9 protein-coding genes are annotated in these 12,639 nt (G+C 46.3%); 5 read left to right on the top strand and 4 right to left on the bottom strand.

Annotation, left to right across the window (positions count from 1 at the left end; translation table 11 throughout):
- Window positions 1–36: 36 nt before the first annotated feature.
- Window positions 37–2,190, top strand: a complete 2,154-nt coding sequence (gene pta, locus L5M38_RS05895) for a phosphate acetyltransferase (RefSeq protein ID WP_028760976.1) — start codon at window positions 37–39, stop codon at window positions 2,188–2,190.
- A 479-nt stretch (window positions 2,191–2,669) separates the two neighbouring features.
- Entirely contained in the window at window positions 2,670–3,104 is a 435-nt protein-coding gene (locus tag L5M38_RS05890) for a hypothetical protein (RefSeq protein ID WP_263146344.1), read from the top strand.
- Between the two features lie 800 nt (window positions 3,105–3,904).
- Here L5M38_RS05890 and L5M38_RS05885 read toward each other — a convergent pair.
- Together L5M38_RS05885 and L5M38_RS05880 are read right to left on the bottom strand one after the other, a co-directional pair.
- The gene (locus tag L5M38_RS05885; RefSeq protein ID WP_263178554.1) at window positions 3,905–4,822 is read right to left on the bottom strand and encodes a class I SAM-dependent methyltransferase; all 918 of its coding nucleotides are present in this window, start codon (window positions 4,820–4,822) and stop codon (window positions 3,905–3,907) included.
- Between the two features lie 6 nt (window positions 4,823–4,828).
- The gene (locus L5M38_RS05880; RefSeq protein WP_028760979.1) at window positions 4,829–5,938 is read right to left on the bottom strand and encodes an AI-2E family transporter; all 1,110 of its coding nucleotides are present in this window, start codon (window positions 5,936–5,938) and stop codon (window positions 4,829–4,831) included.
- A 98-nt stretch (window positions 5,939–6,036) separates the two neighbouring features.
- Between L5M38_RS05880 and folX the strand changes: the two genes are divergently transcribed.
- From folX to gltS, 3 genes are all read left to right on the top strand, one after another.
- Window positions 6,037–6,399 carry a dihydroneopterin triphosphate 2'-epimerase gene (folX, locus tag L5M38_RS05875; protein WP_006082167.1) on the top strand — a complete coding sequence of 121 codons (363 nt, stop codon included), beginning with the start codon at window positions 6,037–6,039 and terminating at the stop codon, window positions 6,397–6,399.
- An 87-nt stretch (window positions 6,400–6,486) separates the two neighbouring features.
- The gene (locus L5M38_RS05870) at window positions 6,487–7,380 is read left to right on the top strand and encodes a TIGR01777 family oxidoreductase (RefSeq protein ID WP_028760980.1); all 894 of its coding nucleotides are present in this window, start codon (window positions 6,487–6,489) and stop codon (window positions 7,378–7,380) included.
- 533 nt (window positions 7,381–7,913) lie between these two features.
- Entirely contained in the window at window positions 7,914–9,137 is a 1,224-nt protein-coding gene (gene gltS / locus L5M38_RS05865) for a sodium/glutamate symporter (RefSeq protein ID WP_113940752.1), read from the top strand.
- Window positions 9,138–9,212: 75 nt separating this feature from the next.
- On the opposite strand, the gene lepB is transcribed toward gltS, so the two are convergent.
- Both lepB and L5M38_RS05855 read right to left on the bottom strand, forming a co-directional pair.
- Window positions 9,213–9,875: a signal peptidase I gene (gene lepB / locus L5M38_RS05860; protein WP_263178553.1), complete on the bottom strand. Its 663-nt coding sequence runs from the start codon at window positions 9,873–9,875 to the stop codon at window positions 9,213–9,215.
- 268 nt (window positions 9,876–10,143) lie between these two features.
- Window positions 10,144–12,639, bottom strand: coding sequence for an ABC transporter permease (locus L5M38_RS05855; RefSeq protein ID WP_263178552.1), 2,496 nt, complete (start codon window positions 12,637–12,639; stop codon window positions 10,144–10,146).

The following is a 12,639-nucleotide window of genomic DNA, read 5'->3' as shown; positions in this document are numbered from 1 at the left end:
CTATTCTGCCAAAAACCATCGACACTAGAGGTTTTTATGTCTCGTAATATTATGTTAATCCCCATAGGTACCGGAGTCGGCCTGACCTCCTTAAGCCTTGGGATGGTGCGCGCACTGGAGCGCCACGGGGTTAAGGTTCAGTTCTTTAAGCCTATTTCTCAGCTTCGTCCAAACGATAATGGCCCAGAACGCTCAACCACTATTCTGAGCAAATCGCCAACAGTAAATCCCTTAGAGCCCTTCGACATGGCCCATGCCGAAGCCTTAATTCGCGCCGACCAAATCGACGTCTTAATGGAGCAAATCATTGCCCGTGCGGCCGATTGCGCTAGCAACACAGAGACCTTAATTGTCGAAGGTCTAGTGCCAACGCGTAATCATCCCTTCGCCGATGATGTGAACTATGCCATCGCTAAAGCTATGGATGCCGACGTGATTTTTATTGCCACACCAGGCAGTGATACGGCCACAGGGCTAATGAATCGCCTCGAAATCGCCTATAACTCTTGGGGCGGAAAAAAGAACAAACGCCTGATTGGTGCTGTGATCAACAAGATTGGTGCCCCCGTTGACGACGAAGGTCGCGCGCGCCCTGACTTATCTGAAGTCTTTGATCACCAAGGTGTTCAACGCTCAGATGCGGCCAGCATGTTCCAACTGCCGGGTAAGAGCCCACTGCGTATTTTAGGCAGCGTGCCCTACAATCTTGATCTTGTTGCACCTCGTGCATCGGATTTAGCGAAACATTTAAGTGCACGCATTCTGAATGCTGGCGAAATGCATACCCGCCGTCTGCGTAAAGTAACGTTTTGTGCCCGCAGTATCCCGAACATGGTCACTCATATTAAGACTGACTCCTTGCTTGTAACCTCAGGCGACCGCTCAGATGTGATCGTATCAGCCTGTCTTGCGGCCATGAACGGCGTGAAAATTGGTGCCCTGTTGTTGACCGGTAGCTATGAGCCGGAGCCAGAAATTCTTAAGCTGTGTGAGCAGGCCTTTGAAACCGGTTTACCTGTGTTCTTGATCGACAGTAACACTTGGCAAACCTCGCTCAACATTCAACGTTTCGACCATGAAGTACCCGTTGATGACGCCGTCCGTATCGATCTGGTGCAGGATTATGTGGCCAGCCACATTGACCAAACGTGGATTGAAAGCGTGACTAAAAACTCGCCCCGTGAGCATCGCCTGTCACCACCAGCTTTCCGTTACAAACTCACGGAATTAGCGCGCGCCGCCCACAAGACTGTGGTGCTGCCAGAAGGTGATGAGCCGCGTACCATTAAAGCGGCGGCCATTTGTGCAGAACGCGGTATTGCTCGCTGTGTGCTTTTAGGTAAAAAAGATGAAATCCTGCGTATCGCCGCACAGCAAGATGTGGTGCTTGGCGAAGGCGTGATCATTATCGATCCAGAAGAAGTGCGCGATCGTTACGTAGAACCTATGTTGGAACTGCGTCGCAGCAAAGGCTTAACTGAAGTCGTTGCCCGTGAACAGTTAGAAGACAACATGGTGCTCGGCACTATGATGCTGGCGCAAAACGAAGTCGACGGTATCGTTTCTGGTGCGGTTAACACCACAGCCAATACCATTCGCCCACCACTGCAATTGATCAAAACGGCACCGGGCTCAAGCTTAGTTTCATCCATCTTCTTTATGCTGATGCCAGATCAAGTGCTTGTTTACGGTGACTGTGCGATTAACCCAGATCCCAATGCTGAGCAGTTAGCTGATATCGCCATCCAATCGGCAGAATCAGCAAAAGCCTTCGGTATCGAGCCAAGAGTGGCAATGATCAGCTACTCAACTGGCAACTCAGGTACAGGTTCTGATGTGGATAAAGTGCGTGAAGCAACCCGTATTGCCAAAGAAAAACGCCCAGATCTGATTATTGATGGTCCATTGCAATACGATGCGGCGGTTATGCCAAACGTTGCACGCTCTAAGGCACCTAATAGCCCTGTCGCTGGTCAAGCTACCGTTTTCGTGTTCCCAGACCTTAATACAGGCAACACGACTTACAAGGCCGTACAGCGAAGCGCCGATCTGATCAGTATTGGTCCTATGCTGCAAGGTATGCGCAAACCTGTGAACGACTTGTCTCGCGGCGCGTTAGTCGATGACATCGTCTACACTATCGCCCTAACGGCAATTCAAGCCGCACAGAACGACGCAGCTAAAGGCTAACAGCATTAAATCTGCATAGCGTTACGTACAAAAAAGCACTGGTTATTACCGGTGCTTTTTTTATGCTCAAATTTAGCGTAAACCATACCGTTGATCGCAAGAATCGCTTAATGGATGAGTCGAAATTGCAAAAGATAAAGAGAAAAACGAGAAATATCGAATTATGCAGTGTGAATAAGCTCGGCAAATTGCGAAAAATATCCACAAGTAGAAGTGGAACATAATGGAAAGCAGAAAAGCGTCACTTTTTAACCAGCAAATAAAGCAAGACAATATCAGTGACTTACAAAGTATCACTGAAGTCTTCAACATAGTTTTCCACAGTTTCTGTGGATAACCTTTTTATATGGCTCCTAACTATATGCCACACACATGAGGTTTGAGTCAATGCTTTTCACAATAGACTGCGAATCACGACAAGACTTGTACATTACAGCTAAAATCGCGATACTCGGAACAAATTCCAATAACTAAAACTTATGCGAACTCTATTATTTTTCTCCCTCCTGTTCCTCTTCGGTTGTGGCGATCCCTCAACGCAAGAGCAGCGCCAGTTATCACCGGAAGAAGTGAGCTTAGGCTTTTTTCAAGCGATTTATGTTGATCGTAATGTTGAACAAGCCAAGCAATACGTTGACGATCCCATTAAACAAGTGCTCACCCATTACCACATTGCCGCAGCCGTACAGCGTAATATGCTCGGCCTATCTATGACCAATGTTGAAATGGAAATTGATGATATCGATATCGACTTCTTCCGCAAATTTACCAAAGACGTCATTGTTGTGGTCAAAATGAAAGGTCTTAAAGGTGGTCAACCATGGATTGATGACAGGACCATACGCCTACACAAAATTGGGAGCCAATGGATTATCGTCGAACTTCTGCCTGAAAAGCGCAAAGTTAACGGTTAACCCCCTTTCTTGCCTGCTTTCACCGCGCATACCTTGTCATACAATCATTCTGCTTACTTTCAGCCAAAAAAATAGCAACCTTAGGGTTGCTATTTTTTTGTGCTTGTTCTGTTATTTCCGACTCATAAGTACCGTCAGTTTAATCGCTATCGATTAAGCTTGGATCACTTCTTCTTCGCTTTCAGCAGGTAAAGACGTTAGTACATCGTCTTTCACTTGATAATAAGCATTTTCGTATTCATGAACTTCCATAACAACTCCTGCTTGATTGGGTAAGGTCGCAGAGGCTTGCCATTCTATGCTGACATTTTGCCTATGAGGAAAGGGATACATTCCGTGGGCGGGAGTATAACAAAGCAAAAGCCATAATTACAGAAAACTTTCAGTTTTGTATCACCAAGCATGGCATTTAAGGCTGGTTATCATTTAAATAGCTCACAATCAGTGATTCGACATGAAAGACTTTCACTTTCTACGAGGATATTCAGGCCATGCTGACGCCATTTCATCATTCGCTTTATACACAAAAGCGATTAACAGAAATCGCTTACATAAAATGAATCTAGGGAATGCCATTAGATGTTCAGGGCAGGCTTTATGGTGAAATGTCCACCCTAAAACACTTAGACCAACATCAAGTCAGTAAAGTAATTAAAACCTATGGGCGATCGCAGCTATCTGAGCGATTAAGCTACTGAAGAATAAGTGCTGTGTAATAAGCGACAGTGTAGAAAGCTAAACACTCAACCTAAGCCGACAAAAAAGGCCAGTTAATACTGGCCAGTTAAGCTAAATCAGGCCTAGGCTTGAGTCGATAAGCGGTAGCGAAGCACCTTAAGTGACTTCTCTTCCGACACATCCATAAAGGCTAGCGGATTGGCTAAGCGCTCTATGTATTCGAGTGCAGGTGCAGCTTCCGCTACCTGTTGACGCAGGAAAGCGGTATCGAGTTCAGGTGCATTTAGACACAGTAATACTTCGCCATTCTCGGCAAGCAACTCAGGTAAACGCCTAATTAAACGCACATAATCCTTAGTCGCGACAAAACTGCCCTTTTGATTGCTCGGTGGATCGGCAACAACAATGTCGTAGGGACCGAGCTTTTTCAGTTTGCCCCAAGATTTAAAAATATCATGGCCTAAAAAACGGGCTCCCGCGCTAAAGCCATTCAGCAAATGGTTCTGCTTACCTATGCCTAATGCGCCTTTGCTCATATCCATATTCACAACTTCATCGGCGCCCCCTTGTAATGCGGCGACCGAGAAACCACAGGTATAAGCGAACAAATTAAGCACCTTTTTATAACGGGCGCTTGCTCTAACCCACTCGCGGCCATTGGCCATATCGAGGAAGAGTCCGTGGTTTTGTCCGCGCATTAGGTGCACCTGAAACCGTGCACCATTTTCGCTAACGATATGCGGCTCAGGCACTTCACCTTGCAATAATTGGGTAAACGTCTCCCCCGCACTACGGTATTGGTAGACTAAATTCAATTGGCTATCTGGCCTAATAGCTTGCCAGCGCGCTGCAATCGCCTGTTGGCAGAGGGTTAAATCCGTATCCTCCAAGGGAGTAAAGCTGGTCAGCAATAGTACGGGTGCAAACCAATCTAAACATAGGTGCTCACAACCCACGTAATGCCCACCGCGGCCGTGGAATAACCGCACCGCATCATCACCTAACTCAATTGTCGCTAGCGCTTGTATAAAACTTTGCATCTTCTACTACTTACTCTCAGTTGCACTTGTATTGGCTTCATCGCCATTGGGAATTGAATTTTCCGTGTTACTGGCCAAGAACTTATCTTCGATATCGTCCGATAATAAAATGGCTAACCAATTACCACTCTTACTCGATTCGAGGGCAATTTTAACCACCATAGTCAATGGCACTGACAGCAACATGCCCACAGAACCTAATAACCAGCCCCAGAAAATTAATGATAAAAACACCACTAAGGTCGATAACCCCAGACCGCGCCCCATAAATTTAGGCTCAATGATATTGCCCATCACCATGTTGGCACCCACGTACAAAAGTGCAGTTCCCCCCGCCGCCGCAGGGCCAAGCTGAATAAAGGCCAACAACACCGCTGGAATCGCGGCAATGATAGAACCAATATTGGGAATGTAATTAAACAGGAAAGCAATCACCGCCCATAACATGGCGTAATCCACGCCGATGAAGGTCAATCCCACACCGACGATGATCCCAGTAGCCAAACTCACTAAGGTCTTGATCACCATATACTGATTCACAGATTGTAAAAAGCGGTCAATCTGCTTTAAGCGCATATCGGGATCGTCCAATGCGAGATGCAATTTCTTTGGCAGCGACTGAGCTTCAAACAACATAAAGACGATAGTGAGGATGATCAGAAATAAATTCGCCATCACATTGCCGACACCCGATAGCATATTCGTGGTCATGGACAAGGCCATACCTGGGTCAAAATAGGCTAATACCTGATCCTTCGAAATCTGAATATTTAATGCCTGTAATTTATGGATAATCCACGAAAACTGCTCCACCAGCTGATCGCGATATTGGGGCAATTGTTTAGAAAACTCATTGACAGAACTGCCGACGACCGAGGCTAACCATAGGCCCATCAACACAATAAAACCCATCAAGAGGATCACTGCCAGCCATTTAGGCACACGGAACTTTGTCATCAAACCGATTGCAGGATTACAAATCACCGCAAGAAAACTGGACAGCACAAACGGCACCACAATCGGGCTCGCCGCCTTAATCCCTGCCAAAATAATCACTACAAAGGCCATAACCGCAAAGCCACGATAAGCAGCAGAGGGCGCATTAGGTCGAGTCATTTATTAAAAATCCTTCTTGATCTTAGATAAAATTGTTAGGCTAACCCTTGAAATCACTTAACCTCAGCAACTTTAGCTTAAGATAGCCATTTGTCATTATGAAACCAGAAACCGCGATTATACGCATTAAAAACTTAAGACTTCGTACTTTTATTGGCATTAAAGAAGATGAAATCCAAAATCGCCAAGACGTGATCATTAATGTCGTGATCCATTATTGTGCCGAACGTGCCCGTAACAGTGACAATGTCGAGGATGCGCTCAATTACCGCACTATCACCAAAAAGATCATTGAACTGATTGAGAATAACCGTTTCTCATTACTCGAAAATCTCACCAGCCAAACGCTGGCCATCGCCAGTGAGCATCCTTGGGTTGAATTTGCCAGTGTCGAAATCGACAAACCCCATGCACTACGCTTTGCCGATTCAGTCTCGATGGAGTTATGTTATCAAAAATAATCTGGCTAAAAATACTCCGACTAAGTGATCGTTGCACACCGCATTTTGGTATATATCCGCAGAGCTTAACCAATTAAGAGAGGTTCCATGAATATACTGATCACCGGCGCAAGCGGCTTTATTGGTCGCCAATTAGTCGAACGACTGGCGCCATATCATCAACTGACGTTATTAACTCGCTCAGTGCAACAAACACAAAAAGTGCTCGGCAATCAGCACCATTACCTCGAGAGTCTCGATGCGCTAAGCGACTTAAATCACATTGATGCCATCGTAAATCTTGCGGGTGAACCCATAGTCGCTAAACGTTGGAGTAAAAATCAGAAGCAACGCATTTGTGATAGTCGCTGGGATATTACGGCAAGATTAACTCAGCTAATACAACAGAGTAGCACTCCTCCTCAGATCATGGTGAGTGGTTCGGCAGTCGGTTATTACGGGCGGCACGATGATAAATTACTCGATGAGTCTAGTGGTGCCCATGTTGAGTTTAGCCATGATATCTGTCGAAAATGGGAGCAAGAGGCGCTAAATGCAACCTCAGAGCACACACGCGTCTGCATTATCCGTATTGGTATCGTGCTAGGTAAAGGTGGTGCCTTAGAGAAAATGTTACCGCCATTTAAACTCGGACTCGGTGGCCCAATTGGCCATGGACGCCAAGGTATGAGCTGGATCCATGTGCAGGATCTCATTTCCCTTATTGATTTTTTACTCACTCAACAACACTGTAAAGGCATATTTAATGCCACTGCACCCAATCCAGTGAGTAACGCTGTGTTTACCAAAGCGCTCGGAAAAGCACTTAATCGCCCAGCGTTAATCACGACCCCACCGCTTGCATTACGCTTAGCGATGGGCGAAATGTCGGAGTTGCTGACGGAAGGGCAATTTGTTTACCCCAAACGTGCCCTCGAAGCGGGTTTTCAGTTTCAATTCAGTGATCTCGATAACGCCTTAACAAACGTGTTAGCCAAATAGGCTAGCACGCTAGAGCCTAAACTCAGCTTAAATATGCTGATAAAATCAGTGGCTAATGCAGGTGGCATCTTAGTACTCAAATCCGCTCAACAACCAGGTATATTGTAACGTCAATCTTGCCATTATTTTAACAACACTAGAAAAACAAGAATGTAACATCATGATTTATATTATGATTTAGCGACAATCCGTCCATTTTCTGCTAAACTCGCCTCCATTCGGTCATAGGAGGCACGCATTAACCGCCTCAGCCTTGACCACAGATAGACTCAGCAACACCTCATAAATAGACAGTTATTTATGCTCAGGAACAGGCTATTTAATCTGCTGTTCTTGGTCTGTAGACCATAAAACGATACACACTCGCGCCTACTCATCCTTTAAATTTTTTATCGGATTGACACTGATCTGTCCTCGACATCAAGCGCTTAACATCCAGCATTAGCAGGTACTTAATAACAAGATGGGTTACTTCTCATTGGACATTGTACCCAATGAAACGCCCGCACTAAGACAGTTTGTAAGGAATTTTCATGCACACGACCTATATGATTGGCGAGCTAGAATCATTTTTAATTGCCATTTTCGTGCTGTTTATCGGCCACTCTATCAATCGCCATGTACGTGTCTTCAGGCAATATAATATCCCCGAACCCATAGTGGGTGGCCTTGTTGTCGCCGCGGGAGTCACATTTCTTCACTTTCAAAATATCAGTCTCGACTTCAGCCTATCACTGCAAAATACCTTAATGTTGATGTTTTTTAGCACCATTGGCCTCTCGGCAAACTACAAGCTATTGCTCAGCGGTGGTAAAAAAGTCTTCATCTTTTTAGGTGTGGCCTCAGTGTATATTGTGATTCAAAATGCCGTCGGCGTCAGTTTAGCCAGCCTATTGGGGCTCGATCCCATCATGGGACTTATCGCAGGATCAATTACCCTGTCGGGCGGCCATGGTACCGGCGTCGCTTGGTCACAAACCTTTGCTGAGCGCTACGGTATCAACACCTTAGAGTTTGCTATGGCCGCGGCAACCTTTGGTTTGATCATGGGTGGGATCATCGGTGGCCCCGTCGCGCAGCGATTAATCGGTAAACATAATCTTGTTTCTCGCTATGGAGTTGGCCGCAAGCATCACAGTGAACATCCGCATTTAGTCACTTATGATCACTTAGAAGAAGACCAAGTCACCGCCAAAACCATATTAGAAACTCTGTTTGTGCTGTTGTTGTGTGTTGCAGGATCAAAATGGCTCACGCTGTGGATCAGCCAATCGGGTATTGCATGGCTAAAGATGCCCGACTTTGTATATGCTCTTTTTCTTGGCGTGCTCATTGCTAATCTCACAGAACTCACCCGCGGTTACAAACCCCATACCGAAAGCATCGATGTAATAGGGACTGTCGCGCTGTCACTCTTCCTCTCAATGGCCTTAATGACTTTAAAGTTATGGGAAATTTTTGATTTAGCGATCCCACTACTGGTGATTTTACTGGTACAAACCGCAGTGTTGGCCATTTTTGCCTATTTCGTGACGTTCAAAGTCATGGGCAGTAATTACGATGCTGCGGTGATCACCGGTGGCCACTGCGGCTTTGGTATGGGTGCAACCCCAACAGCGGTAATGAACATGGGCGCGCTCGTCTCGCGCACAGGGCCATCACCCCAAGCCTTTATGGTAGTACCTATCGTCGGAGCCTTCTTTATCGACATAGTTAATTTAATTGTCTTACAGGGCTATCTGAGCTTTATGAAGTAGTTGTTTATAACTCAATCACTTAAAAAATAGGGCGCCGACTTTGGCGCCCTATTTCATGGTTCAAAATAGTTAAGACTAGAATTCACGCATTAAGCGTTCAGGCCGAGGCAGGTAATAATCATCATAATCAAGGGAGAAAACGACTGAACTTGAACGGCCAACAATCTCATCACGGGGCACGAAGCCAATAACCCGAGAGTCAGCGCTGTTATCACGATTATCACCCAGTGCTAAATAATGCGCATCCGGCACTGTGACAGGTCCAAAATTGGCAAGCCTTGAGGGTACAGGGTTAAGGCGAATACTGTGAACCATACCGAGTAAATTTTCCTGCATTTCTGTCACATCAGCGGGAGCATAAGCACTCAATGCTTGAGATCTGTAGCTAAGCAGTTCGCCGTTTAAATACAAGCGATTATCCTGCATCATCACAGTATCGCCTGGCACAGCTATTACCCGCTTAATCAGCTTTTTATCGGCCTTTTTCGAGTCAAATACCACGATATCGCCACGAGCAGGATCCGCCAGTTTAACTAATGCGATATGCGTAAATGGCACCCTAAGATCATAAGCCATCTTATTAACAAGAATGCGATCACCCTCGACGATAGTCGGCAGCATAGAACCCGATGGCACAGTATTCCAATCGGCCACAGCGCTCCTGAACACTAGCATTAAACTGATAAACAGAAAAAAGGAGCGATTATCCTTAAGCAGTTTTGTTATTCCTTTGAACATAATATTCCCTCTCTATAGCATGTATAAGCTAGTCGCTGTTCTCAGTTAGATAGACCCATTGCGTTGCACTAAGTTCTGTTGCTACCTGCTTATGCACAGATCAATTTGTAAGCCGATGTAAAAAGCATATTCAATTCAAGTGCAGCAGAATCAACCCCATAACAAAAAAGCACTGAGCTTATGTCGCATCAGTGCTTTTAATGTTGGCTCAGCTTGTTGTCTTAATAAGCTTTATGTTTTAGCCCATCAACAGAGTTCACAAACCGCCCTAGCTCCCAGCCTTTAATAGCTCAGAGCAAGATTGGCTGAGCAATTGTCGACAACGCCAAACCCCTAGTAAGGCGACGATTAAGGCTCCAGAAACAGGGGCAATACCCCACCAAGGCCAGTGCATGTATACATTAAGTTCAAATACTTGCGTCTTAAGTAGATATAACGCAAATTCGGCCACAATTACGGCTAACACACCCGCAATACCGCCAAGTAAGGCGAACTCTAAACCCGTTGCACTGCGCAATAACCATCCTGAAGCACCAAAGGTACGCAACACAGCTAATTCACGTTGCCGAGTTGCCATGCCAGCCTCAGTCTGTGCAATCAAGACTAAGGCACTGGCTAATAACACTAAGGCCAGCACTAAAGACAACGACAGCGACACTTGCTCAATTATCTGCCGCAACTGCCCCACCATAGCGCCAACATCTATGATAGATATCGTCGGAAATTGCTGAATAAGCGCAAGGATCACTGCCCCCTTAGGCGTACCATCAGCATTAATAGTCTTATCGTTAGTCGCCTGATCATTCAGATAAAAACTCGCCATCGAGGTATACGCAAAAGGCGCGAGCGCTTCTTGGGTGAAAATCATAAAGAAGTTCGGTTGCAGTGTTTCCCAATGCACGGCACGAATACTGGCAACTTTAACTGTGAGCTCTTGATTATCAATCACGTAAGTCAGCTTATCGCCAAGACCAATACCTAGACGCTCCGCCACGCCGGACTCCACCGACACTTCATCGGCGGCTTGATTAAAATGCCCCTCTAACAGTTCGTTGTTAGCAGGCAGTGTATTGCGCCACGTTAGGTTTAACTCGCGCGAAATGCCCACTCTCCCCTTTTCACCCGCTTCGGACTGTTCATTCGAAATCAGTGCTTCACCATTAATTTGGGTTAACCGGCCACGGATCACCGGATAAATGTCCGTCGCCACTATCCCCTTAGTAGTCATGAAATCATTCAAGGGCTTTGCATCATCAGGCGCAATATTGACAAGGAAATAATTAGGCGCATTTTCGGGCAACTGTTTTTGCCATTCGTTAAGTAAATCTTGTCTTAGCGCCAAAATCGTCAATAACAGTACCAGTGCAGCGCTAAAACCAACCAATTGCACCGCATTTTGCCGCGCACGACGCCTTAGCCCCGCCAGCGCTAATTGCAAAGGATTGGTAGTCTTCATACCAACACTGTGTCCTGCTCGTATCATCACAAATCCAAGCAGACTTAACAGCACAGCCAGCAATAGCACAGCCGCGACCACAGTCAGAGTCAAAGTCCAACTTTGGGAATACAAATAGCCCAGTAGTGCCATAGCCCCTAGACTCAGTAGCAAATGCAGCCACATACCAAGCTGTAAGCCTTCTAACTGACGCTGCAACACCCGCAGTGGCGGAATAGCCAGTAAACGCATCAATGGATAAGCCGAAAACATAAAGGCGCTGATGAGCCCAGTGCTGATACCGAGTAATAATGGCCGTGTGAGTGGCGGTGAATAGGCCGCAATTTCGGGTGGCAAGAGATAACTGATCCCAAAATCGAGTAACCCTCCCCCAATAAGGCCTAGACCAATTCCCAGTAGCGTTACCAACAATAAATGAGTACCAAACAACAGGCGAATTTGCTTTGCCGAGGCGCCAAAGGTTTTCAGCATGGCCACCACATCGTAATGGCGCTGACAATAACGCTGGGCGGCAATACCTATCGCCGCGCAGGCCAATGCAATGCCCATCAAACTTGCCAGCAGTAAGAAGCGCTCCGCTCGCTTAACGGCTCCCGCAATCGGCGAGTCACCGGATTGCACATCGACCCAACGCTGGGTACTATTCAAAAGCGGTTTAACACTTTGTTCAAAGGCCGTAAGCGAGGCTTCATCTCCGGCAAATTGATACAGATAAGTCACGCGACTGCCCGGTTGAATAACACCTGTTTTGGCGACATCCTCCATCCGCATCAATACCACTGGCGATGAAGCAAAAGGATTAAAACCTGCGTCGGGTAAGCGGCTGATCTCATTGCTGAGCACAAATTCGCTGTTACCTAGTTCGATGGATTTGGGATAACCCAAAAGTCCGCCTAAGCGAGTCTCAAACCAAATTTGATCCGCTTGAGGTAACGCCTTTGTTTTACCGCTGGTGAGTTCAATATCGCCCTTAAGCGGGTAACCCGACTCTACGGCGCGTACTGTGACTAACTGAAACTTATCTCCCGAATAGACCATGGAATTAAATTGCATGTTAGTCACATGCTTAAGCCCAAGCGCTTCGGCTTTGGATAAAATCGCCGCATCAATTTTAACCGGCGAATCGATAATACGGTCGGCCGCAATAAACTGTGAAGCTTGACCACTAATTGCCACTTGCAGACGTTCACTCACCCGCGCCAAGCCACTCACAGACAAAACCGCGAGCGTAATAGCGAGGATAATCAATAACAATTGTCCCTGCTGTAACTCGCGTTGAAACAGGCGCCATGCCAGACTTAACTCCAT

The sequence above is a fragment of the Shewanella sp. SM101 genome (assembly GCF_025654465.1).
GTDB lineage: Bacteria > Pseudomonadota > Gammaproteobacteria > Enterobacterales > Shewanellaceae > Shewanella > Shewanella oncorhynchi.
Note: the sequence above shows the minus strand (reverse complement) of the source record. Positions and strands in the feature narration are given on the sequence as shown.

Excerpts from the sequence above, each read along its gene's own strand:
- pta (WP_028760976.1), top strand. The coding sequence starts at position 37 with ATGTCTCGTAATATTATGTTAATCCCCATAGGTACCGGAGTCGGCCTG.
- L5M38_RS05890 (WP_263146344.1), top strand. The coding sequence starts at position 2,670 with ATGCGAACTCTATTATTTTTCTCCCTCCTGTTCCTCTTCGGTTGTGGC.
- L5M38_RS05885 (WP_263178554.1), bottom strand. The coding sequence starts at position 4,822 with ATGCAAAGTTTTATACAAGCGCTAGCGACAATTGAGTTAGGTGATGAT.
- L5M38_RS05880 (WP_028760979.1), bottom strand. The coding sequence starts at position 5,938 with ATGACTCGACCTAATGCGCCCTCTGCTGCTTATCGTGGCTTTGCGGTT.
- folX (WP_006082167.1), top strand. The coding sequence starts at position 6,037 with ATGAAACCAGAAACCGCGATTATACGCATTAAAAACTTAAGACTTCGT.
- L5M38_RS05870 (WP_028760980.1), top strand. The coding sequence starts at position 6,487 with ATGAATATACTGATCACCGGCGCAAGCGGCTTTATTGGTCGCCAATTA.
- gltS (WP_113940752.1), top strand. The coding sequence starts at position 7,914 with ATGCACACGACCTATATGATTGGCGAGCTAGAATCATTTTTAATTGCC.
- lepB (WP_263178553.1), bottom strand. The coding sequence starts at position 9,875 with ATGTTCAAAGGAATAACAAAACTGCTTAAGGATAATCGCTCCTTTTTT.
- L5M38_RS05855 (WP_263178552.1), bottom strand. The coding sequence starts at position 12,639 with ATGGAGTTAAGTCTGGCATGGCGCCTGTTTCAACGCGAGTTACAGCAG.